Source organism: Streptomyces sp. NBC_00299 (assembly GCF_036173045.1).
In the GTDB taxonomy this organism is placed as follows: Bacteria; Actinomycetota; Actinomycetes; order Streptomycetales; family Streptomycetaceae; genus Streptomyces; species Streptomyces machairae.
Genome location: NZ_CP108039.1, coordinates 7,733,493 through 7,755,952, shown reverse-complemented (window position 1 = coordinate 7,755,952; position 22,460 = coordinate 7,733,493). Strand labels below are relative to the sequence as shown.

Genomic DNA, 22,460 nt, shown 5'->3' with positions numbered 1-22,460 from the left:
CGCTCTTACGGGTCGAGGTCGTCGCCCGACCGCTCGGCGAAGATCCGCATGGCCTTGGCGGTCACCGGCCCCGGTGCGCCCGGCAGTTCGCGGGCGTCGACGCGGTGCACGGCCTGCACGTCCCGGAGAGTGGACGTGAGGAAGACCTCGTCGGCACGCTCGAGGACGTCCAGCGGCAGGTCCGTCTCCTTCGCGCCGGTCCACTCGATGGCCAGCACGCGCGTGATGCCCGCGAGGCAGCCCGAGGCGATCGGCGGGGTGTGGATCTCGCCGTCCAGGACGACGAAGACATTCGACCCGGTGCCCTCGCAGAGCTGCCCGACGGTGTTGGCGAACAGGGCCTCGGAGGCGCCGTGTTGGTGGGCGCGGGCGAGGGCGACGACGTTCTCGGCGTAGGAGGTCGTCTTCAGTCCGGTGAGCGCGCCGCGCTCGTTGCGGGTCCAGGGCACGGTGATGACGGCCGTGGAGTCGGGGCGCCGGGCGGTCTCGCCGAGAGCGACGACGAGGGTCGGTCCGTGCTCGCCACGGTCGGAGCCGAGAGGACCGTGGCCGCCGGTGTAGGTGATGCGCAGCCGGCCGAGCGGCATCGGGTTGGCCGCCATGACGGCGGCGCAGGCGCGGCGCACCTCGTCGTGGTCGGGGTCGGGCAGACCGAGACCGCGTGCCGAGCGTGTCAGCCGGTCGAGGTGCCGGGTCAGCGCGAACGGACGGCCGTCCACCGCCTTCACCGTCTCGAAGATGCCGTCGCCCACGGTCAGCCCGTGGTCGAAGACGGAGACACGGGCGGCCTCCATGTCCTGCAGCCCGCCGTCCAGCCAGATCTTCACGATTGCAGTCCCTCTCCACTCACCTCGTACGCCCCCGACGCTACCGCGAGCAGCCGCGACGCCTTCAGCTCGGTCTCCCGCCACTCCCCCTCGGGGTCCGACCCCCAGGTGATCCCCGCGCCGGTGCCGAAACGCAGCACGCCCTCGGCCCGGTCGATCCAGAAGGTACGGATCCCGACGGCCAGCTCGCCGACGCCCCGGTCGGCGTCGACCCACCCGATGCCACCGCAGTACGGGCCCCGGGGCGCCGTCTCCAACGCGTCGATGATCCGCAGGGCGCTCGACTTGGGCGCACCGGTCACCGAGCCGGGCGGGAAGGCGGCGCCGAGCAGCTCGGGCCAGCCGGCGCCGGCGCCCAGCTCGCCGCGGACGGTGGACACCAGATGGACAAGTCCCGGGTGCTTCTCGACGGCGCACAGATCGGGCACGGTCACCGTCCCGGTGGCGCACACGCGGCCGATGTCGTTGCGCACCAGATCCACGATCATCACGTTCTCGGCGTAGTCCTTCTCCAGCAGGTCCGCCTCGGTCCGCCCGGTTCCCTTGATCGGCCCGGACTCGACAACACGCCCGTCGCGGCGCACGAAGAGCTCGGGTGACGCGGTGGCTATCTCAACCCCATGCCGCGGCAGCCGGATCGTTCCTGCGTACGGCGCCGGGTTGCCGCGGGCCAGCAGGGCCGTGAGGTCGTCCACATCGGCGTCCGGCCCGATCGGCGCGCTCAGGACCCGGCACAGATTCGCCTGATAGACCTCGCCGGCCGCTATGTACTCGCGGATGCGCCGTACGCCCGCCGTGTACGCGGCGCGGTCGAGCGAGGACGTCCAGTCACCGGCAGCAGGACCGAGCCACCGCCCCGGCACCGGCGCGGGCACCGGCTCCTCTCGTACGTCCCGGAAGCGGGCGCAGGTCAGACCGCCCTCGAAGTCGGCACAGACTGCCCAGAAACCGCTGGAGTCCAGGGCCGCGGGGTCGTTGGTCACATCGAGGAGGCCGGTGGCGACGCGATCGCCGAAGCGGGCGAGGGGAGGGAGGTCGGACACGCAGTCGAGTCTATGGCTGGTGTCCTGCGGGTGACCTGGCCATGTCCCGTCGGGAGCCGTCGGCAGGTCCCTGAGCAGGCGCAGCGCAGCACGCTGCACAAACGCGTTTTTGTGCTGGCCCCGGAATCCGCTAGAGTTCAACTCGTCGCCGGGCCGCGGGAGCGGAACGAAACGACAAGCGGACGTAGCTCAGTTGGTAGAGCGCAACCTTGCCAAGGTTGAGGTCGCGAGTTCGAGCCTCGTCGTCCGCTCGAAGGAACAGGGGATCTTCCCGACCCCCTACACTCCTGGTGGAGTGGCCGAGAGGCGAGGCAACGGCCTGCAAAGCCGTCTACACGGGTTCAAATCCCGTCTCCACCTCCAAGGACGATTAGCTCAGCGGGAGAGCGCTTCCCTGACACGGAAGAGGTCACTGGTTCAATCCCAGTATCGTCCACTGGATCTTCGACAGATCATCGAAGGTCTGACCCGCGCGATTAGCTCAGCGGGAGAGCGCTTCCCTGACACGGAAGAGGTCACTGGTTCAATCCCAGTATCGCGCACGCAGCAAGTTCGTGATCTTCAGACATGTTTGTTCGATCACGGTCCCGAGGACGATTAGCTCAGCGGGAGAGCGCTTCCCTGACACGGAAGAGGTCACTGGTTCAATCCCAGTATCGTCCACACACCGAAGCCCCCGGTCCTACGACCGGGGGCTTCTTCGTGCTGCTGCGGCTCAGCTGGAGAACAGCATGTGGCCGAAACTCTTGTGACGCTTGTGGCCGTAATGACCACCGTGACCGCCGTGGTGGCCACCGTGCGGGGCGCCCCACGCCGGGGCCTGCGGGGCGGCGGCCGGGTAGGCCTGCGGGGCGGCCGGAGGCGGCGGGGCCGGCTGGGCCCACTGGGACTCCAGGCGGGTCAGCGACTCCAGCTCGCCGTAGTCGAGAAAGATGCCGCGGCAACCGCTGCACTGCTCGATCTGGACGCCGTTGCGGTTGTACGTGTGCATCGGGGCTCGGCACTTCGGACACTGCATGGTCGGCTCAACTCCTCGCCGGTCGATCCTGCTTCGCGTATCGCCAGAACAGACTCTGTCCGGCTGCGGTCGGTTGCACCCTACTTTGCGTAATCCCGGGTCAACTCAGGGGGGACGGAGGCCATTCGGTCACAGGCGTCCACGAGCGACTGCTCGACCTCGTCCAGGAGACGCCCCTCGGCCGAGGCCTTGGTGATCGCCCTCGCGGCGGTCTGCACGGTGAGGGCGCGGGCCGGGATGTCCAGGGCGGGCCAGGGGTCGCCGTCCGCGGGAACGGCCGGTCCGCCCGCGGCGCGGTACGCGGACAGGAATCGCTCCCACTCCTCGGGCGACAGCAGCCCGCAGGCGTACCAGGCGGCTGGCCGGCCGAGGTCCCAGGCCGGCCCGCCCACGCCGAGGTCGTCGACGTCGATGAGCAGCCAAGGGCCGTCCGGGGCCGGGTGGCGGACGAGTTGGCCGAGGTGGAGGTCGCCGTGGCAGAGGGTGCTGGTGTCGGGCTGCGGGGCCTCGGCGCGGGCCCAGGCGGGGAGGGTGTCCCAGGCACGGAGGACGGCGGCGGTGCCGGCGGCGGCTGGGCTGTCGCCCTTTTGTGCGCGCAGGCGGTCCACGGCGTGGGCGGCCTTGGCCGGGCCGCGCATGGGAGGCAGCGTCGCCGAGGCGTCGGTCGGGGTCAGGTGGAGGCGGGCGAGGAGGGTGGCTGCCGCCTCCCAGGGGGCCGCGTCGGGATCGCCGGGGTCCACGGGGGTGCCGTACGGCCAGAAGGTGACCAGTCGGCCGTGCAGGTCGGCGGGTATGGGGGTGAGCGGGGCCAGGAGTATGCCGGGGAGGCCGGCGGCGGTGGTGAGGCGGGGGGTGAGTTCGGTGGGGGTGAGGTCCGGGGCGTGGGCCTTGGCGACGGTGTCGGCGTGCCGGACGACGGTGGCGTCGGGGCGGTCGGCAAGGGTGACGGTTGCTCCGCAGGGACAGGGGTGGGGGCGTGTGTGTGCCGTGGCCTCGGCGTGTGCGGTGAGGGCGGGCAGGAGGGGGCTCGGGGTCACTGGGGTCCCTTGTGTGCGGGGGTGTGGGCCGAGGGTACGTGGGTGACGGGTCGGCTTGGGTGGGGCTGCTTGCTGGTGGCCGGGCCGGACGCCGGGGGTGCCCCGGAATGTCTCGCCCCCGCGGCCCCTACCCTTCCCGTCCTTGAAGGGGCTCCGCCCCTTCGACCCCGCCAGGGGGCTCCGTCCCCTGGACTCCCGTCGGCCTGAACGGCCTCGCCCTCAAACGCCGGACGGGCTGAAGTACCTGGGCCTGCATCAAGAGGGGAAGGCCCTCTGCCCATCAGCCCTTGGTAAAAGCAATGCCGGCGCAGCTCCCCAGCTGCGCCGGCATTTTTGCCGTCCGCCGCACCCCCGTCCCCACGGGGTTTCATGGATGGATGTCCCCGCCCGGACCGCTCTTCCGGGCCTGGGGTCGCCGCTCAGCGCCCCAGCATCACACCCACGGACGACGCCTGTGTGGCCACTGTCTCCCAGCCGTCGAAGACGACGAGGAGCAGGACCGCCAGGGGAAGGGCCATGAGCGTCGCCACCAAGGGGTGGCGGCGGCCCTGGCGGCGCGGGCGCAGCAGCGTGCGCTGCTGCGTGCGGATCAGTGTCCGCGGTGCCGTCTGGGCCATGGTCCCTCTCCTGACCTGTGTCGGTTGTCCTTGGCAGCGGCGGGTGTCTGACCTCGGGGGACGAGTGCTGCACCCGCCGCTTGACCTCAAATCTAGGCGGCCTGGCCACGCCGGGCGTCATGCCCTCGTACCGATTGGCGGGCCTCCCGGAGGATGAGCCATCACCTGAGGAGTACTCCCCTGGGTGGAGACGAGGTCCTAGGTCTCGGGGTCTTCCCCGAGGGGACGCCCGGTCTACACCGGTTTCTCCGAGCTGTCCTCGCGCGGTACAGGCTGCTCGACCAGCGCGAGAACCCGGTTCGCCATGAAGCGCGCCGTACGCACGACAGTCCCGCTTCGGGTGACTTCGCTCACTTCCACGACACCTCGGCGCACCGCCGTCTCCACCCTGCGGCCCGCCCTGCTCGCCACGACCTCGTAGGTGCGGGTCGTGTCTCCCGCATCCACGACTATCTCCACGCGATCACCCTTCATGGGCTCAATCCCCCTTCTGCGATGGGTGGTTGGGGGACATTGCGGGGCGAAGTCGCCCTGCTCACCGGCCCCCTGACCACCCTTCAAGTCTCCCACCCACCACTGACAATCCATCGGCCCGAGAGGGCGCGGCCTCTGCGCACGGCGGCCCGTGGAAACGTAAGCTGTGGCTCGTCAGACGGACCGGGTAGCGGGGATGAACATGGCGATGATGCGCCTGAGGCGCGAGGACCCGCGCGTCGTCGGCTCGTTCAGGCTTCACAGACGGCTCGGCGCAGGCGGAATGGGTGTCGTCTACCTGGGCTCCGACAAGAAGGGGCAACGGGTCGCGCTCAAGGTGATCCGGCCCGATCTGGCGGAGGATCAGGAGTTCCGCTCTCGGTTCGCGCGTGAGGTGTCGGCGGCACGGCGGATCCGCGGTGGCTGTACGGCACGCCTCGTGGCCGCGGACCTCGAAGCGGATCGGCCGTGGTTCGCCACCCAGTACGTGCCCGGGCCCTCCCTGCACGACAAGGTCGTCGACGAGGGTGCGCTCGGCGCGGCCGATGTCGCCGCCGTCGGGGCCGCCCTGTCCGAGGGCCTGGTCGCCGTCCACGAGGCCGGTGTCGTCCACCGGGATCTCAAGCCCTCCAACATCCTGCTGTCCCCCAAGGGCCCGCGGATCATCGACTTCGGCATCGCCTGGGCGACGGGGGCCTCGACCCTCACCCACGTCGGCACCGCGGTGGGCTCCCCCGGCTTCCTAGCCCCGGAGCAGGTGCGCGGCGCCGCCGTCACCCCGGCCACGGACGTCTTCTCCCTCGGCGCCACCCTCGCCTACGCGTCCATGGGCGACTCGCCCTTCGGACACGGCAGCTCCGAGGTGATGCTGTACCGCGTCGTCCACGAGGAGCCCCAGCTGCACGGCGTGCCGGACGCGCTCGCTCCGCTGGTGCGGGCATGTCTCGCGAAGGCCCCGGAGGAGCGGCCCAGCACGCTGCAGCTCTCGCTGCGTCTGAAGGAGATCGCGGCCCGGGAGGCGCAGGGGCTCGCGGACGTACGCCCGCCCGCGCCGCGTTCCGGAGAGGCGGACCGGCCGACCGGGCGCCTCGCCGACACCTACCCGGAACAGCAGCGTCTCCAGCGCCGCCCGCAGGGCACTCCCCCGCCGCGCGGTGTTGTCGCCCCCCGCGGCAACGGTGCTTCCCGAGGTCCCGGTCCCGCGCGCGACGGGGTTCCCCCGCGGAACGGCGGCGCCTCGCCCGGCGGTACGGCGTCGTCCAGGCCCGGCCCCCGGCCGATCCCCGCCTCGCGCAAAGCCCCACGCTCGGGCGGCGGCAGCCGGCCCGCGCCACGCAACGGCGCAGGCCGTCCGGCGCCGCGGACGGGAACCGGTCGGCGGCCCGCCAACCCGCAGCTGCTGCGGCAGCGGCTGTTCGTGTTCGTCGTGGTGACGCTGCTCGTGGCGCTCGGCATCGCGGCGGCGCAGGGCTGCCAGGGCCCGGACCGCGGGCTCGGCGGTGACGGGGACGTTGTGCGGCCGCAGCAGGAGCAGGTGGAACCCGGATACACGCCGCTGGATGAGGACGACCTGATGTCCCAGCGGTACGAGTCGACGTTCGAGATCCGCGACTAGGCGACGGCCCCGAGCGGAAGGGGCCTCACAGGGTCGGCAGGATCCGTTCGAAGAACTCCCGGTCGCCCTCGAAGACCGGGTCCAGTGACAGGAACTCCTGCGGTGTGACCCAGCGGGCCTCGGCCACCTCGCCCGGGTCGGGGACGACGTCGCCGGTCTCGGCGTTCGCCGTCCACCAGTGGAGGCGGAAGCGGCCGTCGTCCGTCTCGGACTCCCAGACCTTGGCCAGGGGTACGACGGTGAGACCGACCTCCTCGCCGACCTCACGGACGACGGCCTCCCGCTGGGTCTCCCCCGGCTCGATCTTGCCGCTGAGGGGTTGCCAGTAGCCGGGGCGTGCGACGGCCGGTCCGCGTCGGATGGCGAGGACTCGGTCGGCGCGCAGGAGGACCGCCACGATCGCCTCGCGCGGTGCCATCGCCGTACGGCCTAGATCTGCGGGCGGCCCGAGGCCACCGCGTAGAAGGCGACCGCTGCCGCCGCGCCGACGTTGAGGGAGTCGACGCCGTGGGACATCGGGATGCGGACCCATTCGTCGGCGGCGACCAGGGCCTGGGTGGAGAGACCGTCGCCCTCGGCGCCGAGCATCAGGGCGACCCGGTCCATCCGGTGCGGGGCGGCCTCGTCGAGGGTCTTGGCCTTCTCGTCCGGGGTGAGGGCGAGGAGGGTGAAGCCCGCCTCGCGGACCGTTTCGAGGCCCTTGGGCCAGGTGTCGAGACGGGCGTACGGCACCGAGAAGACCGCGCCCATGGAGACCTTGACGCTGCGGCGGTACAGGGGGTCGGCGCAGTCCGGGGAGAGCAGGACCGCGTCCATGCCGAGGGCGGCGGCGGAGCGGAAGATGGCGCCGATGTTGGTGTGGTCGTTGACCGACTCCATGACCACCACACGGCGGGCGGACTGGAGGAGCTGGGTGGCCGTCGGGAGCGGTTTGCGCTGCATGGAGGCGAGCGCGCCGCGGTGCACGTGGTAGCCGGTGACCTGCTCGGCGAGCTCCGGGCTGACCGCGTAGACCGGGGCCGGGAGCTCGTCGATGACATCGCGCATGACGTCGACCCACTTGGCCGAGAGCAGCATCGACCGCATCTCGTAGCCGGTTTCCTTGGCCCGTCTGATGACCTTCTCGCCCTCGGCGATGAACAGGCCCTCGGCCGGCTCGCGCTTGCGGCGCAGTTCGACGTCGGTCAGGCCCGTGTAGTCGCGCAGGCGCGGGTCGTCGGGGTCATCGACGGTGATGAGATCGGCCACAGGGTGATACTGCCTTGTCCTGGGTGTGGTGCCAACGGTTCGGTACGGGTTGGGTTACCCGCGGTTACGCGGAAGGGTTCGGTCCGCTCGGCCCCACGTTCACGACGTCGCCGATGACGATGACCGCCGGCGGCTTCACCTCGTGGGCGAGCACGGTCTCGGCGGCCGTCGCGAGGGTCGCGTTCACCCGGCGCTGGGCGGCCGTCGTGCCCTCCTGGACCAGGGCGACGGGCGTGTCCGGGGACTTGCCGTGGGCGATGAGGGTCTCGGCGACCTTCCCGATCGTGGCGACGCCCATCAGGATCACCAGCGTGCCGGTCAGCTTGGCGACGGACGGCCAGTCGACCAGGGAGCGCTCGTCGTCTGGGGCGATGTGGCCGCTGACCACGGTGAACTCGTGGGCGACGCCCCGGTGGGTGACCGGGATGCCGGCGGCGCCCGGCACCGAGATCGAGCTGGAGATGCCGGGCACGACCGTGTACGGGACGCCGGCCTCGGCCAGCGCCTGGACCTCCTCCATGCCGCGGCCGTAGACGAAGGGGTCCCCGCCCTTGAGACGTACGACCGACTTGCCCTGCTTGGCGTGCTCGATCAGCGCGTTGTTGATGGCCTCCTGGGCCATGAACCTGCCGTACGGCAGCTTCGCCGCGTCGATCACCTCGACGCTCGACGGCAGTTCCGCGAGCAGGTCGCGCGGGCCCAGGTGGTCGGTGATGACCACGTCGGCCTCGGCGAGCAGGCGGCGGCCGCGCACGGTGATCAGGTCCGGGTCGCCGGGGCCGCCGCCGACGAGGGCGACTCCGGCGGTACGGGTGCGGTGGTGCGGGGCGACGAGAGTGCCGTCCCGCAGGCCCTCGACGACCGCGTCGCGGATCGCGGCGGTGTGCCGGGGGTCGCGGCCGCGCGCGTCGCTGGTGAGGACCGCGACGGTGACGCCCTCGCTGGTTCCCGTGGCCGGGGTCCAGGCGGTGGCGGCGTCGGCGTCGTCGGAGCGGACGCACCAGACGCGGTGGCGTTCCGCTTCGAGGGAGGCGCGGGTGTTGGCGTCGTCGTCGCTGGTGGCGATCAGGGCGTACCAGGCGTCGGCGAGGTCGCCGTCCTCGTAGGGGCGCTTCTGCCAGGTGATCTCGCCCGCGTCCGCCATTGCTTCGACGGAGGGGGTCGCGTCCGGGGACACCAGGTGGATGTCCGCGCCCGCCGCGATGAGTGCCGGGAGGCGGCGCTGGGCCACCTGGCCGCCGCCGAGGACGACGACCCGTCGGCCGGTGAGGCGGAGGCCTACGGGGTAGGCGGGGTGTTCGGCCATGAGGTGCGGCTCCTCGTCCTGGCAATGCGGTGGGTGCTACGGCACTGGAGCAGCCCTGACGTGCGGATTTTAAGGGGTTGGTTCAGAGTACGGCCGGGGTGGGGTGCACGCAGGAGCGCATGCCCCACCCCGGTATCCGGAGTCACTTCTCGGTGACGCCCGCCGAGTCGAAGGTCGCCACCTCGTGCATGGCCCGTGCCGTGCTCTGGACCAGCGGGAGGGCCAGCAGGGCGCCGGTGCCCTCGCCCAGGCGGAGGTCGAGGTCGACCAGGGGACGCAGGCCCAGTTTGTTGAGGGCGGCCACGTGGCCGGGCTCCGCGCTGCGGTGGCCGGCGATGCAGGCCGCGAGGACCTCGGGGGCGATGGCGCGGGCCACCAGGGCGGCGGCGCCGGCGCTGACGCCGTCCAGGATGACCGGCGTACGGAGCGACGCGCCGCCCAGCAGGAGGCCGACCAGCGCGGCGTGCTCGAAGCCGCCGATCGCCGCCAGGACGCCGATGGGGTCGGCCGGGTCGGGCTGGTGGACCTCGAGGGCGCGGCGGACGACCTCGGTCTTGCGGGCGAGGGTCTCGTCGTTGATGCCGGTGCCGCGGCCGGTGACCTCGGCCGGGTCGGCGCCGGTGAAGACGGAGATCAGGGCGGCCGAGGCGGTCGTGTTGGCGATGCCCATCTCGCCCGTCAGCAGCGCCTTGTTGCCCGCCGCCACCAGGTCGCGGGCCGTCTCGATGCCCACCTCGATGGCCTGCTTGGCCTCCTCGCGGGACATCGCGGGGCCGGTCGTCATGTCGGAGGTGCCCGCGCGGACCTTGCGGGGCAGCAGGCCGGGGGTGGCCGGGAGGTCGGCCGCGACGCCGACGTCCACGACGCACACCTCCGCGCCCACCTGGCCCGCGAACGCGTTGCAGACCGCGCCGCCGCCGAGGAAGTTGGCGACCATCTGGGCCGTCACCTCCTGCGGCCAGGGAGTGACGCCCTGGGCGTGGACGCCGTGGTCACCGGCGAAGATCGCGACGGCCGCGGGCTCCGGGATCGGCGGCGGGCACTGCCGCGACAGCCCGGACAGCTGAGCGGAGATGATCTCCAGCATGCCGAGCGCGCCGGCCGGCTTCGTCATGCGCTTCTGCCGCTCCCAGGCCTCGCCGAGCGCCTTGGCGTCCAGCGGGCGGATCTGGGCGACGGTCTCGGCGAGCAGGTCGTGCGGCTCCTCGCCGGGCAGGGCGCGACGGCCGTACGTCTCCTCGTGCACGACCCACGACAGCGGGCGGCGCTTGGACCAGCCGGCCTGCAGCAGCTCGGGCTCGTCCGGGAACTCGTCGACGTACCCGACGCACAGGTAGGCGATGACCTCCAGGTGCTCGGGCAGGCCGAGGGCGCGGACCATCTCGCGCTCGTCGAAGAAGCTGACCCAGCCGACGCCGAGGCCCTCGGCGCGGGCGGCGAGCCAGAGGTTCTCGACCGCGAGCGCGGCGGAGTACGGCGCCATCTGCGGCTGGGTGTGCCGGCCGAGGGTGTGGCGGCCGCCGCGGGTCGGGTCGGCGGTGACGACGATGTTCACCGGGGTGTCGAGGATGGCCTCGATCTTCAGTTCCTTGAACTGCTTCGCCCGGCCCTTGGGCAGCGACTTGGCGTACGCCTCGCGCTGGCGCATGGCGAGCTCGTGCATGGTCCGCCGGGTGTCGGCCGAGCGGATCACGACGAAGTCCCAGGGCTGGGAGTGACCGACGGAGGGCGCGGTGTGGGCGGCCTCCAGGACGCGGAGCAGCACCTCGTGCGGGATGGGGTCGCTGCGGAAGCCGTTGCGGATGTCGCGCCGCTCGCGCATGACCTTGAGGACGGCCTCGCGTTCGGCGTCGTCGTAGGCGGGCGCGGCCGGGCCGGTGGGCTGCGGTGCTTCTTCCACGGACGCCGTGCTCTCTTCTCCGGGGTCTTCCTGGTCGGCGGCCCGGGTGTCCAGGTCGTCCGCGTGCTGTACGAGCTCGGGGTCTCCGTCGCGGGGTGCCGGAACGGCGGCGACGGGAGCCGGTGCCTCCTGAGTGGGGAGGACGATCGGCTGCGGCGGGGTCGGGGCGAGGTGCGGGGTGGTGGGCACCGAGCCCTCGACCGGGACGAACTGCCCCAGCGGCTGGTCGGGCGCGGGCTCCTGGGCGCTACCGGTCGGGACGAAGGCCGGGGCCTCCCCCTCGCCGGAGGCAGTGGGCTCCAGGGGTGACTGTGCCGCGTCCTCGGTGCCCTGCGCGGGCTGCGCGGCCACGGCCCGCAGCTGCGGTCCGGCGGGCTCGGCGACGAAGCCCTCGGGCGCCGCGGCCGGGGCGGGCTGGGCGGCGGCCGGTTGCGGGAGGGCTTCGGCTTCGGCTTCGGCGGAGACTGCGGCGAGTGGCTGCGGGGCCGCGGCGGGCTCGGCGGTGACGTCCGGGGCCTGCTGGGCGTCCGGGAACTGTGCCACGGGGGCCGCGACGGCCGCCGGGTCCACCACGGGGACTTCTCCGTCGGCGGCGGGCGCGGTCACGGCGACCGCCTGTGCTTCGGCTTCGACGTCGGGCAGAGCGGCGTGCTGTGGCGGCTGCTGCTGGAACGCCTGCTCGGCGTCCGCGAGTTGCGGCGCCGGGTCGGGGGTTACGGCGGCGGAGGCGTCGTCGGTGGGCACGGTGACGGCGTCCGTGGGCTGCACGATCGGCGCGAGGTGTTCGGCCTCCGCGGGCTCGGCTTGCTGCGCCGTGTCGAGCGCGGCCGGGGCCGGCTGCGGGTCCACGGGGACGGAGACCTCGGGAGTCTGGGGCGCGTCCGGGAACTGGGCGGCTTCCGGGAACTGGGCCGCCTCGGGTGTTGCGGGCTCGGCGACCTGCGCGGGGGCCTCGGGCGCGGGAGCGTCGAGAAGCGGGGCCGCTTCCGGAGCCGGGGCGTCCGGGACCTGGACAGCTTCAGGGGCAGGGACGCCGGGGATGGGGGCGCCTTCAGGAGCCGGCGCCTCGGGAGGCAGCGCAGCCTCAGGGACCGTCTGCTCGGGAGGCAGCGCAGCCTCAGGAACCGTCTGCTCGGGAGGCAGCGCAGCCTCAGGAACCGTCTGCTCGGGCAGCGGCGCGGCTTCAGGAGCCGCCTGCTCAGGAAGCACGGCCTCAGGAGCCGTCTGCTCAGGCAGTTGCACGGCTTCAGCCGCGGACGTCTCCAAACCGTGCCCGGCGTCTGCAACCGGCGCCTCGGCAAGCTGGGCGGCCCCGTCCACGGCCGTATCCGCAGCGAGGTCCCCCGGCGCCTGCCCGGCACCCGCGTCGGCCTCGCTCACCGGGACGTCCTCAGGAGCGGTATCAAGCACAGCCGCGGGAGCTGCGACCTCATCGGCACCGGAATCGGCCGCGTCCACCACAGCGTCGTCGGCGTCCGAACCCACGGCCACAACCTGGTCGGCCTCGGGAACGGGAGCAGCCGCGACCTCGTCGGGGGCAGGAGCAAACGCTGCCCCCGCCACCTCATCGGCGGCCGGAACGACGCCCTCTCCCGCGACTGAGCCCGGCTCGGCAGCCGACGCGGCGTCGACGCCCGACGGCTCCTGGGCGTCGTGCACGCCCTCCTGCGGAGCAGGCGCGCCGACCTCGGCCTCTTGAACGGCACCCGCTTCGGCGCCGCCCTCCATGGCCACCTGCACCCCAGTCGCCTGCTGTCCGGTCGGAACAACCGTTTCGGCAGCCGGTGCCTCGGTGCTCACCGGCGCGGGGGCCTGGGCGGGCGTGCCCCAGGCGGATGCCGGCTGCGGGGCCGATGCCTCGCGGTGCTGCGGGGCGTCCAGGTACTCGGGGCCGGGCTGGCGGGCGGGGGCGGCGACGGCGCCGCGGTCGGCAAGGGAGCGGACCGGGCTGGCGGAGGCGTCGGGGATCGGCGGGCCGAGGTGCAGGGGGCGCCGGGGGGTGATCGGCGGAATCGGCGCCGAAGGGGACGGCAGGCGGACAGCGCTGAGGTCGACCGAACCGCTGTCGCGGCCGGACATCTCGTGCGCACCCGGCTCGTGCATGGCCTCGAGGACCGGCTCCGGCGCGGGCGGGACGACCTCGGTGCCCCAGGCGCCCTGCGAGCCGGGCAGCAGCAGGTCTTCGTCCTCGGCGGTTGTCTCGGAGAGGTAGGTGTACGTACCGTGCGCCGCGGGGGCGCCCGGCTGCTCCACCATGCCTGCGCTCTCCGGCAGTCCCTCGCCCGGGACCTGGCCGGTGTCGGTCATGCGTACCCCTCGCCCATCGGTTAGTGCTTCCACGACCAGCTCACCGGGGACGGCGCACCGACCGCCCCCGTAGTGAAGAACGAGCGTGCGTGCCCAGCGGCACGAGCGACCCGCCCAAAAAGGCGACAAAGCCACTGAGTGGCATTGTCGTGGCCGTTCGACCGTCGCGACAGGTTGATCCGCGACAGGCCGCTGTGGACTGCGCCACGTTGCGCGTCCTCCGGTTTCGCCGTACCACACCCACCCCAAATGGGGAGCGTTTTTCCGGACATTGACCGACGAAGTGCCGGGCGACCGAGTGCGGTACAACGATCGGCCAGCCTACCGCGCGCGGTACGACAACCGGATCACGGGGAGGCCTCCGCGATTACACTGTGCGGTCGTTCAGTACCCCGCTGAGCAGGAACGCGACCGTCCGCTCCCGCTCCGTCCAGGCACGTGTGTCCAGTTGCACGGACTGCAGGAGGGCGCACTCCACGTCGTAGCCGTGCTGGGTGAGGTCGCGGCCGATGAGTTCGGCTTCGTCGCGGGTCGCGGCGTGGGTGACGATGCGCTGCGGGCGCCGGTCGGCGACGGCGGAGACGACGGCCGCTCCCCCGCCTCCGACACGGACGACGTCCGGTTCGGGGAGGTTCTCCAGCACGTGCGGGGCCCTGCCGTGGACGATCTGGAGCTGGACCCCGAAGCCGCGGGCGTTGGCTTCGGTGCGCTCGCAGGCCCGCGGGTCGCGGTCGACGGCGATGACGGCGGCGCCCGCCCTGGCCGCCTCGGTGGCGAAGGCGCCGCTGCCGCAGCCGATGTCCCACACCAGGTCACCGGCACGGGGGCCGAGCCGGACGAGTTGGGCCGAGCGGAGCGGTTCCAGCTCGCCCTCGCCCATGAGACCGCCGTAGGCCTCGGCGGGCAGCGTCCAGCCGCGCGGCGCGGCATAGGAGTCGCGGCCGGCGATCCACCCGCCGCCCTCCGTGGCGGCCATCTTGCCGCCGATGACGATCACGACGTTCGGGTCGCGCCAGGTGTGGTCGGCGGCCTTGTCGGAGGTGACGACGGTGACCTGTTCGCGTTCGGTGCCCAGTTCCTCGCAGATGACGAAGGTGCGGTGGACGCCTTCGAGGAGGAGGCCGAGTTCGGCGGGGCCCGCGCCGGGTGAGGTGAGGACGGCGACCTTGGTGTGGGCACGGCACACATTGACCGCGCGGCGCAGGGTGCGGGGATGTGCGACGACCACCTGTGCGTCGTCCCATGGCATGCCCGCCCGGGCGAAGGCGGCGGCGACGGAGGAGACCGCGGGGACGACCTCGACCTCCAGGCCGAACTCGGGCGCGCGCAGGGTCCGTACGACTCCGAAGAAGCCGGGGTCGCCGTCGGCGAACACGACCGCGGTGCCGCGGTGGCCTGCGATCCGACGGGCGGCGAGGGCGACGCTGCCCAGGCGGATGCGCTCCGCGGCGGGCGGCACCGCGGGGAGCGCCAGGTGGTGGGCGGCACCGGCCACCAGCGTGGCGGCGCCGAGAGCGGAGCGTGCCGCGGCGGTCAGCGGCGAGCCGTCCCAGCCGATCACCGTGACGCGGTCGGCCATCGTCGTCTCTCTCCAGAGTTTGCGCAGGTCGTCGTCGGACAGCCCGAGGTGCAGGCTCCGTGAGGGTACCTGGTCACGCCGCGGGCACCCGGGGTGCCCGTGGGTTCGCTACCCGTCAGTTCCAGTCACCGAACGAGGTGAAACCGTCGGCCGGCTGATCGCCGACGCCTTCGAGGTCCTCGGGCAGCAGGCTCCAGATGATGAGGTCCGTGCGGACGTCGATCCACTCGCCGCTGTCGGTCCTGGCGCGCGCTATCCAGGCGCCGCGCAGCACGCCCTCGCTGATACAGCCGATCTTCTGCGCCACCTGCTGGGAGGCGGTGTTGTCGGCGGCGGTGCGCAGTTCCAGCCGTTCGAACTTCTGGTCCTGGAAGAGCCACTGCGCGGTGGCCAGGGCCGCCTCGGAGGCGTAGCCCTCGCCGCGGGCCCAGGGCGCGACGACGTAGGAGATCTCGCTGGAGCGGACACGCCAGTCGGTGTGCTGCAGGTGGACGATGCCCACGAGACGCTGGGTGAGGAACTCGGTGACGGCGAGGACGATGCCGCGCCCCTCGGTGCGTTCGGCGGGGGCGAGTTCGGTGATCCAGTCGCGGGCGTCGGCCTCGGTGTACGGCTGCGGCACGGAGGTCCAGGCGGTGACCAGTTCGTCGTTCATCATCTCGGTGAACGACTCGATGTCCAGGTCTTCGAAGGGCCGCAGCACCAACCGCTCCGTGCTGATGGAGATGTTGGGGAAGGTGCTAGTCATGCGCCACTCCGTAACCTTCGGAAAACCTGCAGGGCCTGCTGAACTGCCCAGCATGCAGCATGAAAGCACTGAACTGCACCACGGGGTCCACCCCGCGTGAAGGAGTGGACCCCGTGCGTGGCGATACGCCGTATACGCCCCGTCAGCCCGAAGTGACCGGCAGGACCGAGCCCTTGTACTTGTCCTCGATGAACTTCTTCACGTCGGACGAGGCGAGGAGCTTCGCGAGCTTCTGCACACGCGGGTCGTCCTCATTGCCCTTCTTCACGGCCAGGAGGTTGGCGTAGGGGTTGTCCTTCGCCGACTCCAGGAGGATGGCGTCCTCGGTGGGGCTGAGGCCTGCGTCCTGCGCGTAGTTGTTGTTGATGACCGCCACGGCCACGTCGTCGAGCGAGCGGGGCAGCTGGGCGGGTTCCAGCTCCTGGAACTTCAGGTGCCGGGGGTTGGCGGCGATGTCCGCCGGGGACGCGTCCGTGCCCGCACCCTTCTTGAGCGTGATGACGCCCTTGGAAGCGAGCAGTTTCAGGGCGCGGCCCTCGTTGGTGGTGTCGTTCGGCACGGCGACGGTGGCTCCGTCGGCGAGCTTCGTGACGTCGGTGACCTTGTTCGAGTAGACGCCCATGGGCGGCAGATAGGCCTTGACCACGGGAACCAGGTCGGTCCCCTTGGACTTGTTGAACTCGTCCAGGTAGGGCTCGTTCTGGTAGAGGTTCGCGTCCAGCGAGCCTTCCTGGAGGGCGGTGTTCGGCAGGACGTAGTCCGTGAACTCCCTGATCTCCAGCTCCAGCCCGGCCTTCGCGGCGAGATCGTCCTTGACGTACGTCAGGACCTCGCCGGCCGGGACGGCGGTGGCGCCGACGACCAGGGTGTCGTCGTCACCGCCGCCGGAGCCCGAGCCGCAGGCGGTGAGGCCGAGTGAGAGGGCACCCGCGAGCGCGGCCGAGAGCAGTACGGGGCGTCGGCGCTTCACGATGCTCATCAGAAGGCCGCGACGACCGCGCCGTCGTACTTGTCCTCGATGAACTTCTTCACCTCGGGCGAGGTGAGGAGTTTCGCGAGCTTCTGCACACGCGGGTCGTCCTCGTTGCCCTTCTTCACCGCGAGGAAGTTGCCGTACGGGTTGTCCTTGGGCGACTCGGCGGCGATGGCGTCGTCGGCCGGGCTGAGGTCGGCCTCCAGCGCGTAGTTGCCGTTGATGACGGCGGCGTCGACGTCGCCGAGGGAGCGCGGCAGCTGGGCCGCCTCCAACTCCTTGAAGTTCAGGTTCCTGGGGTTGGAGGCGACGTCCTTGGGGGTCGCGTCGTAGCCGACGCCCGACTTCAGCTTGATGACGCCGTTGGCTTCCAGGAGCTTGAGCGCCCGGGCCTCGTTGGTGGTGTCGTTCGGCAGGGCGACCGTGGCGCCCTTCTTGAGGTCCGTGAGCTTCTTGACGCCCTGGGAGTACACGCCGAGCGGCTCCAGGTGCACGGTGGCGTTCGGCACGGCGACGATGTCGGTGCCGTTCTTCTTGTTGAAGTCGTCCAGGTACGGCTGGTGCTGGAAGTAGTTGGCGTCGACCTCACCCTGCTGGACGGCCGTGTTCGGCGTCACGTAGTCGGTGAACTCCCGGACCTCGAGGTCGAGGCCCGCCTTCTTCGCGAGGTTGTCCTTGATGTAGGTGAGGATCTCGCCCTGCGGGGTCGGCGTGGCCGCGACCTTCAGCGGGGCGCTCGCGTCGGAGCCGGAGTCCTTGTCCGAGCCGCAGGCGGAGAGCCCGAGGGTGAGGGCTCCGGCGGCGAGGACAGCAGTGGTGATCTTGGCGGTGTTACGCACGAAAAGTGCCTTTCCTTATGGGTGGTGCGACCCCGACTTGGTTCTCGGGGAGTTCTGGGTGCCCGTCCGGGAGGGTTCAGACGGTCTTGCTCGTGGCCGTGGAGGCCTTGAGCAGGCGGAGTTTGGGCGCCGCGCCCGAGTGGCCGCCCCGCCGGTGCAGGGAGCGGGCGGCGTAGTCGCCGGCGAACTGGATGAGCGAGATGACGACGGCGAGGACCGCGACGGTCAGCCACATCAGTTCGGTCTCGAAGCGCTGGTAGCCGTAGCGGATGGCGATGTCGCCGAGGCCGCCGGCGCCGACCGTGCCGGCCATGGCCGAGTAGCCGATGAGGGCGACGATCGTGGTCGTGGTGCTGGCGATGAGGGACGGCAGCGACTCGGGCACGAGGACCTTGCGGACGACGGTCCAGGTGTTGCCGCCCATCGACTGCACGGCCTCGACGAGCCCGCCGTCCACTTCACGGACAGCCGTCTCGACAAGGCGGGCGAAGAAGGGGATCGCACCGATCGCGAGCGGCACGATGGCGGCCTCGCGGCCGATGGTCGTGCCGGTGATCGAGCGCGTGAAGCCCATCAGCGCGACCATCAGGATGATGAACGGCATCGAGCGGGCGACGTTCACGATCTGCCCGATGACCTTGTTGGCGAGGACGTTCTGCAGCAGGCCGCCCTTGTCGGTGAGGACGAGGAGGATGCCGAGCGGGAGGCCGCCGACGACCGCGATCAGGGTGGACCAGCCGACCATGTAGAGGGTGTCCCAACACGCCTGCTCCAGCAGGGGCTGCATCTCGGACCAGGTCACTTGGCACCTTCCTTCACCAGCGCGGAGACGGTCTCCCGGGCCTCCTGGCCGACGACGTCGATCTGCAGGCCCTGTTCGCGCAGGAAGCCGATCGGCACGACGTTGTCCTCGTAGCGGCCGGGCAGCTCGATGCGCATCCGGCCGACCTGGAGGCCGCCGACGGTGTCGATGGCGGCGCCGAGGATCGAGATGTCGATGTTGTAGGTGCGCGAGAGCTGCGAGATGACCGGCTGGGTGGCGGCCTCGCCCTGGAAGGTCACGTCGACGACGGTGCGGTCGTCGGCGGAGGCCTCGCCGCCCACCGGGAAGAGCGCGGAGGCCAGCTCGGAGCCGGGGGTCGCGAGCAGCTCGCTGACCGTGCCGGACTCCACGACGCGGCCGTTCTCCATGAGCGCGGCCGAGTCGCAGATCGACTTCACGACGTCCATCTCGTGGGTGATGAGCAGAACGGTCAGGCCCAGCTGTCGGTTCAGGTCGCGCAGCAGCTGGAGGATGGAGCGGGTGGTCTCCGGGTCGAGGGCGCTGGTGGCCTCGTCGGAGAGCAGCACCTTGGGGTCGCCGGCCAGGGCGCGGGCGATGCCGACGCGCTGCTTCTGGCCGCCGGAGAGCTGGGCGGGGTAGGCCTTGGCCTTGTCGGCGAGGCCCACCAGGTCGAGCAGTTCGAGTGCCTTGCGGGAGCGGTCCTTGCCGGACGTGCCGAGGATTTCGAGCGGCAGCTCGACGTTGTCCTGGACCGTCCGCGAGGACAGCAGGTTGAAGTGCTGGAAGACCATGCCGATACGGCTGCGCGCCCGGCGCAGCTCCCGGCCGGCCCGGGGACCGCGTCCCGCCAGGGCCGTGAGGTCCTGCCCGGCGACGGACACCGTGCCGGCGGTGGGGCGCTCCAGCAGGTTGATGCAGCGGATGAGGGAGGACTTGCCGGCGCCGGACTGGCCGATGACGCCGTAGACCTCGCCTTCGCGGACGTGCAGGTCGACGCCGTCGAGGGCGGTGACCTCACGGCCGCGCGAGCGATAGACCTTGGTCAGGCCCGAGGTGGTGATCACTGGGTTTCCGTCACTGTCGAGTGCACGGCGCATCGTGGGCACCGAACACGAGTATTCGTGGTCGAAGGCGGCCGGAGCGCAGCACGGTTTCCCGCGAACGCGGTGGAACCGGGGAAGGACGTGTGCGTGGGGCGCGGCTCAGTCACGTACGTGGGGCGTACGGGTGGACATGAGCGGGCTCTCGCTTCGGGGCGCGAGGCTCAGATGGTGCAGGGGCCCTCTAGAAGGCGCACATTCGACACATACAACGAGCACCGGGCGCAAGGGTCGCCTCGGTCGCAAGGGTGCGGCAGCTCGTCGTGGTCATGCGATCAGTAAACCAGACGTACGGTCCTTACCGACCGCCGCTGTCCGCATACTGGACAGCGGCGGACAGCTCTCAGGCGCGTACGGAGATCTCGACTCCGGTGTCGGTGACCAGGGCGGACAGGGCCGACAGGTCCTTCACCACGTAGTCGGCGTCGAGCTCGTGGGCCTGGTGGGTTGTGGTGAACGCCACGGTGGTCATTCCGGCGGCGCGACCGGCCGCCAGACCGGCGGGGGCGTCCTCGAAGACGACGCAGTGCGCGGGGTCCACGCCCAGCTGCCGGGCGGCGAGGAGATAGGGCTCGGGGTCGGGCTTGCCGCGCGTGATGTCGTCGGCGGCGATCAGGGTCTTGGGCAGGATGCCGACGGCGTCGAGGCGAGCCTCGGCGAGGCGCCGGGTCGCGGAGGTGACGACGGCCCAGCGGTCGGCGGGCAGCGAGTCGAGGAAGGCCTTGGTGCCGGGCAGCAGGTGCACGCCGCCGTTGGGCACGTCCTCCACCTCCAGCGTCTCGATCCGCGCGAGGGCCTCCGGCACGACGTCGGCGGGCAGCAGGTCGGCGGCTATCTCCACGGCCGGCCGCCCGTGCAGCTCGATCCGCCCGAACGCCTCGGCCGTGATCCCGTACTCACCGGCCCACCGCGCCCAGCAGCGGTCCACGGAGTCGAGGGAGGAGACCAGGGTGCCGTCGTTGTCGAACAGGAGAGCGCGTGCGTGGATCGTCATGGTCTAGACCCTAAGGGTCCGCCGGAGCGTGCCGGACACGGCCTCGGGCGTCGATCGGTAGGCGATCGTCGAAGTCGGGGGCGGGCGCCGGGGCCGGGCGCATCAGGCCTTTTGGCCCGTAATAGGCTCGCCACATGTTTGATGCCCTGACGCTGGTGACCGGGGTCGCCGCGCTGCTGCTCGCCGCGTGGTGCGGTTGGGCGGCGTACCGTGATCAGCCGACCAAGGACTGGCACTTCATCGGCATGGCCGTGGTGACGGTCCTGGCTCTGGTGCAGCTGGTGATCGGGATCGTGCTGCTGGCGCGGGGCGAGAAGCCGGAGCAGGGCACGACGATCTTCGTGGCGTATCTGCTGGGATCGCTCGCGTGCATTCCGGCCGCCGGGTTCATGTCGCTGGCCGAGCGGAGCAAGTGGGGTTCGGTGACGGTCGCCGCGGGCGGCGTGGTGCTGGCCGTGCTCGAGGTGCGGCTGTATGACATCTGGGGAGGCTGAGGTGGCCGTGACACAGGAGAAGCCCGGCAGGGCACGGCTGATCAGCGGGCCCGGGATCGTGCTGGTGTGGCTGTACGGCGTGATGGTGGTCGGCGCCGTGTCGCGATCGGCGTACCAGATCGCGACCGAGTTCGACCGGGCGCCGCTCGCCTATTCACTGTCGGCGGTGGCGGGCGTGGTCTACGGCTTCATCACGTACACGCTGGTACGCGGCGGCGAGACGGCCCGCAAGGCAGCGCGGATCTGCTGCGCGGCCGAACTGGTAGGCGTACTGGTCGTAGGCACGTGGACCGTCGTCGAGCCGTCGGCGTTTCCCGATGCGACCGTGTGGTCCGACTTCGGCATGGGGTACTTGTTCATTCCCGTGCTTCTGCCTCTGTCCGCACTGTATTGGCTGCGGAAGCGGGCGCCTCGCGAGGATGCCGCCTGAGGTTGTCAGGCGGCATCCTGCCTGTCGTGACTGGTCACGCCGTGGTCGCGTACGCGCCTGCCGGCTTCTCCAGGACGACCATCGGAACGCCGTCGGCGCCCTTCGACGTGCCCACCGCCTCGTAGCCCACCTTGCGGTACAGGCGCAGGTTGCCCTCGCTGCGGTGGCCGGCCTCCAGGCGGAACCGCTTGGCGCCGCGCTGTTCGGTCAGGGCGGCTTCCGCGGCGCGCAGGAGGCGGGCGCCGATGCCGTGGCCCTGGAGGCGGGGGTGGACGCAGAGCTTGCCGATGGCCGCCGCGCCGTCCTCGGTGACGCTGCCGCGGACGGAGCCGACCACCTCCTCACCGAGCCGAGCCACGAAGACACAGTCCGCGGCGACCTCCCCCCGGACCGAGTCCAGTGTTTGGACGAGCGGGTCGATGCGGTAGTTGCCGTACAGCGCCGCCTCGCTCTGGAAGCACAGGTACTGCAGCCTGAAGATCTGCTCCGCGTCCTGCTCGGTCGCCGCCGAGATGGTCACGCTCATGCCCATGTGCGCACGCCTCCCGCTCACCTGATCACCTGTCGTCCCTCACTCCTATCCCCGCGCTCCGCGGGCCGCAACCTCCGGCGTGAGCATTCGACGCAGACATCCCAGGCATCTGGAACGTTCCGGGCCGAGACTGCCCTGTGAGATACCCAACTCCCCCGCGATTTCCCGGTATGTCAGGTCGTTCGGGGAGAGCAGGGCCTCGACGAGGCGGGGGCAGCGGCCGGGGAGACGGCGGACCGCTTCGCGCAGGGCGCGGCGGCGGGCGGCCGCGAGGGCCAGGTGTTCGGGGTCGTGACGCTCGGTGTCGGCGGCGGGCTCGTGCTCGTACGGCCGTTCATGGCGGGTCGTACGGCGGCTTCGGCGGGCCTCGGAGCGGACCGCCCTGCGCAGCCAGCCCGGTGGGTCCGCGGGCGGGCCGTCGGAGTCGAGGCGTTCCAGGAGGCGGAGCCAGACCGCCTGTTCCAGGTCGCCCGGCTCCGTTCCGGCGGCGGGTGCCTCGGCTGAGGCCTCCGCGAGGAGCAGCGGGCGCAGGGCGGCAACCAGGTCGTCCGTCATATGCGGCACGACGCGGCCGCCCGGGCATGGGGTTGCCCGG

The 22,460-nt window shown here is 71.6% G+C and carries 22 protein-coding genes and 5 tRNA genes; 8 read left to right on the top strand and 19 right to left on the bottom strand.

Annotated elements, in window-relative coordinates; genetic code table 11:
* Window positions 1-5: 5 nt before the first annotated feature.
* Together OHT51_RS34650 and OHT51_RS34645 are read right to left on the bottom strand one after the other, a co-directional pair.
* Complete coding sequence (locus OHT51_RS34650) at window positions 6-827, bottom strand: aminotransferase class IV (protein ID WP_328882847.1); 822 nt, start codon at window positions 825-827, stop codon at window positions 6-8.
* Window positions 824-1,870, bottom strand: coding sequence for a chorismate-binding protein (locus OHT51_RS34645; protein WP_328882846.1), 1,047 nt, complete (start codon window positions 1,868-1,870; stop codon window positions 824-826). The genes OHT51_RS34650 and OHT51_RS34645 overlap by 4 nt, the downstream gene beginning before the upstream one ends.
* Window positions 1,871-2,048: 178 nt before the next feature.
* On the opposite strand from OHT51_RS34645, the gene OHT51_RS34640 reads away from it, so the two are divergent.
* The 5 genes from OHT51_RS34640 (at window position 2,049) to OHT51_RS34620 (ending at window position 2,533) form a co-directional block, all read left to right on the top strand.
* A tRNA-Gly gene (locus OHT51_RS34640) sits at window positions 2,049-2,121 on the top strand.
* Between the two features lie 38 nt (window positions 2,122-2,159).
* Window positions 2,160-2,233: transfer RNA gene (locus OHT51_RS34635), tRNA-Cys, on the top strand.
* Between the two features lies 1 nt (window position 2,234).
* Window positions 2,235-2,306: transfer RNA gene (locus OHT51_RS34630), tRNA-Val, on the top strand.
* 34 nt (window positions 2,307-2,340) lie between these two features.
* Window positions 2,341-2,412: transfer RNA gene (locus tag OHT51_RS34625), tRNA-Val, on the top strand.
* 49 nt (window positions 2,413-2,461) lie between these two features.
* Window positions 2,462-2,533: transfer RNA gene (locus OHT51_RS34620), tRNA-Val, on the top strand.
* Window positions 2,534-2,585: 52 nt separating this feature from the next.
* Here OHT51_RS34620 and OHT51_RS34615 read toward each other — a convergent pair.
* The 4 genes from OHT51_RS34615 to OHT51_RS34600 all read right to left on the bottom strand — a co-directional run bounded on the left by OHT51_RS34615 (window position 2,586) and on the right by OHT51_RS34600 (window position 5,016).
* Window positions 2,586-2,888, bottom strand: a complete 303-nt coding sequence (locus OHT51_RS34615; RefSeq protein WP_328882845.1) for a TFIIB-type zinc ribbon-containing protein — start codon at window positions 2,886-2,888, stop codon at window positions 2,586-2,588.
* A gap of 80 nt (window positions 2,889-2,968) precedes the next feature.
* Window positions 2,969-3,925, bottom strand: a complete 957-nt coding sequence (locus OHT51_RS34610; RefSeq protein ID WP_328882844.1) for a phosphotransferase — start codon at window positions 3,923-3,925, stop codon at window positions 2,969-2,971.
* Between the two features lie 419 nt (window positions 3,926-4,344).
* Window positions 4,345-4,542 (bottom strand): hypothetical protein, encoded by a 198-nt coding sequence (locus tag OHT51_RS34605; protein WP_328882843.1) that lies wholly within the window; start codon window positions 4,540-4,542, stop codon window positions 4,345-4,347.
* Window positions 4,543-4,776: 234 nt separating this feature from the next.
* On the bottom strand, window positions 4,777-5,016 hold the full coding sequence (locus OHT51_RS34600; RefSeq protein WP_328428941.1) for a hypothetical protein: 240 nt from the start codon (window positions 5,014-5,016) through the stop codon (window positions 4,777-4,779).
* A gap of 196 nt (window positions 5,017-5,212) precedes the next feature.
* On the opposite strand from OHT51_RS34600, the gene OHT51_RS34595 reads away from it, so the two are divergent.
* On the top strand, window positions 5,213-6,631 hold the full coding sequence (locus OHT51_RS34595) for a protein kinase domain-containing protein (protein ID WP_328884540.1): 1,419 nt from the start codon (window positions 5,213-5,215) through the stop codon (window positions 6,629-6,631).
* 25 nt (window positions 6,632-6,656) lie between these two features.
* Here the strand turns inward: OHT51_RS34595 and OHT51_RS34590 are convergent, their stop codons facing one another.
* The 11 genes from OHT51_RS34590 to OHT51_RS34540 all read right to left on the bottom strand — a co-directional run bounded on the left by OHT51_RS34590 (window position 6,657) and on the right by OHT51_RS34540 (window position 20,409).
* Window positions 6,657-7,049, bottom strand: coding sequence for an NUDIX domain-containing protein (locus OHT51_RS34590; RefSeq protein ID WP_328882842.1), 393 nt, complete (start codon window positions 7,047-7,049; stop codon window positions 6,657-6,659).
* 11 nt (window positions 7,050-7,060) lie between these two features.
* Entirely contained in the window at window positions 7,061-7,879 is an 819-nt protein-coding gene (locus OHT51_RS34585) for a TrmH family RNA methyltransferase (RefSeq protein ID WP_328882841.1), read from the bottom strand.
* A gap of 64 nt (window positions 7,880-7,943) precedes the next feature.
* Entirely contained in the window at window positions 7,944-9,185 is a 1,242-nt protein-coding gene (gene cobA, locus OHT51_RS34580; RefSeq protein WP_328882840.1) for a uroporphyrinogen-III C-methyltransferase, read from the bottom strand.
* 142 nt (window positions 9,186-9,327) lie between these two features.
* On the bottom strand, window positions 9,328-13,392 hold the full coding sequence (gene cobT, locus OHT51_RS34575; protein ID WP_328882839.1) for a nicotinate-nucleotide--dimethylbenzimidazole phosphoribosyltransferase: 4,065 nt from the start codon (window positions 13,390-13,392) through the stop codon (window positions 9,328-9,330).
* A 367-nt stretch (window positions 13,393-13,759) separates the two neighbouring features.
* A complete protein-coding gene (gene cbiE / locus OHT51_RS34570; protein ID WP_328882838.1) occupies window positions 13,760-14,971 on the bottom strand; it encodes a precorrin-6y C5,15-methyltransferase (decarboxylating) subunit CbiE in 1,212 nt (403 codons plus the stop codon).
* A 115-nt stretch (window positions 14,972-15,086) separates the two neighbouring features.
* Window positions 15,087-15,719, bottom strand: a complete 633-nt coding sequence (locus OHT51_RS34565) for a GNAT family N-acetyltransferase (protein WP_328882837.1) — start codon at window positions 15,717-15,719, stop codon at window positions 15,087-15,089.
* A 142-nt stretch (window positions 15,720-15,861) separates the two neighbouring features.
* Entirely contained in the window at window positions 15,862-16,698 is an 837-nt protein-coding gene (locus OHT51_RS34560; RefSeq protein ID WP_328882836.1) for a MetQ/NlpA family ABC transporter substrate-binding protein, read from the bottom strand.
* Window positions 16,698-17,531, bottom strand: coding sequence for a MetQ/NlpA family ABC transporter substrate-binding protein (locus OHT51_RS34555; RefSeq protein WP_328882835.1), 834 nt, complete (start codon window positions 17,529-17,531; stop codon window positions 16,698-16,700). Before OHT51_RS34555 ends, OHT51_RS34560 begins: the two co-directional genes overlap by 1 nt.
* Before the next feature lie 76 nt (window positions 17,532-17,607).
* Window positions 17,608-18,333: a methionine ABC transporter permease gene (locus tag OHT51_RS34550; RefSeq protein WP_328882834.1), complete on the bottom strand. Its 726-nt coding sequence runs from the start codon at window positions 18,331-18,333 to the stop codon at window positions 17,608-17,610.
* The gene (locus OHT51_RS34545) at window positions 18,330-19,379 is read right to left on the bottom strand and encodes a methionine ABC transporter ATP-binding protein (RefSeq protein WP_328882833.1); all 1,050 of its coding nucleotides are present in this window, start codon (window positions 19,377-19,379) and stop codon (window positions 18,330-18,332) included. The genes OHT51_RS34550 and OHT51_RS34545 overlap by 4 nt, the downstream gene beginning before the upstream one ends.
* A gap of 379 nt (window positions 19,380-19,758) precedes the next feature.
* Window positions 19,759-20,409, bottom strand: coding sequence for an HAD-IA family hydrolase (locus OHT51_RS34540; protein ID WP_328882832.1), 651 nt, complete (start codon window positions 20,407-20,409; stop codon window positions 19,759-19,761).
* Between the two features lie 134 nt (window positions 20,410-20,543).
* Between OHT51_RS34540 and OHT51_RS34535 the strand changes: the two genes are divergently transcribed.
* Together OHT51_RS34535 and OHT51_RS34530 are read left to right on the top strand one after the other, a co-directional pair.
* On the top strand, window positions 20,544-20,903 hold the full coding sequence (locus OHT51_RS34535; protein ID WP_328882831.1) for a hypothetical protein: 360 nt from the start codon (window positions 20,544-20,546) through the stop codon (window positions 20,901-20,903).
* Window positions 20,884-21,333 (top strand): hypothetical protein, encoded by a 450-nt coding sequence (locus OHT51_RS34530; RefSeq protein ID WP_328882830.1) that lies wholly within the window; start codon window positions 20,884-20,886, stop codon window positions 21,331-21,333. Before OHT51_RS34535 ends, OHT51_RS34530 begins: the two co-directional genes overlap by 20 nt.
* Before the next feature lie 34 nt (window positions 21,334-21,367).
* On the opposite strand, the gene OHT51_RS34525 is transcribed toward OHT51_RS34530, so the two are convergent.
* Both OHT51_RS34525 and OHT51_RS34520 read right to left on the bottom strand, forming a co-directional pair.
* Window positions 21,368-21,865: a GNAT family N-acetyltransferase gene (locus tag OHT51_RS34525; RefSeq protein WP_328882829.1), complete on the bottom strand. Its 498-nt coding sequence runs from the start codon at window positions 21,863-21,865 to the stop codon at window positions 21,368-21,370.
* Between the two features lie 45 nt (window positions 21,866-21,910).
* The gene (locus tag OHT51_RS34520) at window positions 21,911-22,420 is read right to left on the bottom strand and encodes an RNA polymerase sigma factor (protein ID WP_328882828.1); all 510 of its coding nucleotides are present in this window, start codon (window positions 22,418-22,420) and stop codon (window positions 21,911-21,913) included.
* Window positions 22,421-22,460 lie beyond the last annotated feature (40 nt).

Bases quoted from the DNA above. Each gene is read 5' to 3' on its own strand.
- OHT51_RS34615 (WP_328882845.1), bottom strand. From the start codon at position 2,888: ATGCAGTGTCCGAAGTGCCGAGCCCCGATGCACACGTACAACCGCAAC.
- OHT51_RS34605 (WP_328882843.1), bottom strand. From the start codon at position 4,542: ATGGCCCAGACGGCACCGCGGACACTGATCCGCACGCAGCAGCGCACG.
- OHT51_RS34600 (WP_328428941.1), bottom strand. From the start codon at position 5,016: ATGAAGGGTGATCGCGTGGAGATAGTCGTGGATGCGGGAGACACGACC.
- OHT51_RS34595 (WP_328884540.1), top strand. From the start codon at position 5,213: ATGAACATGGCGATGATGCGCCTGAGGCGCGAGGACCCGCGCGTCGTC.
- OHT51_RS34590 (WP_328882842.1), bottom strand. From the start codon at position 7,049: ATGGCACCGCGCGAGGCGATCGTGGCGGTCCTCCTGCGCGCCGACCGA.
- cobA (WP_328882840.1), bottom strand. From the start codon at position 9,185: ATGGCCGAACACCCCGCCTACCCCGTAGGCCTCCGCCTCACCGGCCGA.
- cobT (WP_328882839.1), bottom strand. From the start codon at position 13,392: ATGACCGACACCGGCCAGGTCCCGGGCGAGGGACTGCCGGAGAGCGCA.
- cbiE (WP_328882838.1), bottom strand. From the start codon at position 14,971: ATGGCCGACCGCGTCACGGTGATCGGCTGGGACGGCTCGCCGCTGACC.
- OHT51_RS34565 (WP_328882837.1), bottom strand. From the start codon at position 15,719: ATGACTAGCACCTTCCCCAACATCTCCATCAGCACGGAGCGGTTGGTG.
- OHT51_RS34560 (WP_328882836.1), bottom strand. From the start codon at position 16,698: ATGAGCATCGTGAAGCGCCGACGCCCCGTACTGCTCTCGGCCGCGCTC.
- OHT51_RS34540 (WP_328882832.1), bottom strand. From the start codon at position 20,409: ATGACGATCCACGCACGCGCTCTCCTGTTCGACAACGACGGCACCCTG.
- OHT51_RS34535 (WP_328882831.1), top strand. From the start codon at position 20,544: ATGTTTGATGCCCTGACGCTGGTGACCGGGGTCGCCGCGCTGCTGCTC.
- OHT51_RS34530 (WP_328882830.1), top strand. From the start codon at position 20,884: ATGACATCTGGGGAGGCTGAGGTGGCCGTGACACAGGAGAAGCCCGGC.
- OHT51_RS34525 (WP_328882829.1), bottom strand. From the start codon at position 21,865: ATGGGCATGAGCGTGACCATCTCGGCGGCGACCGAGCAGGACGCGGAG.
- OHT51_RS34520 (WP_328882828.1), bottom strand. From the start codon at position 22,420: ATGACGGACGACCTGGTTGCCGCCCTGCGCCCGCTGCTCCTCGCGGAG.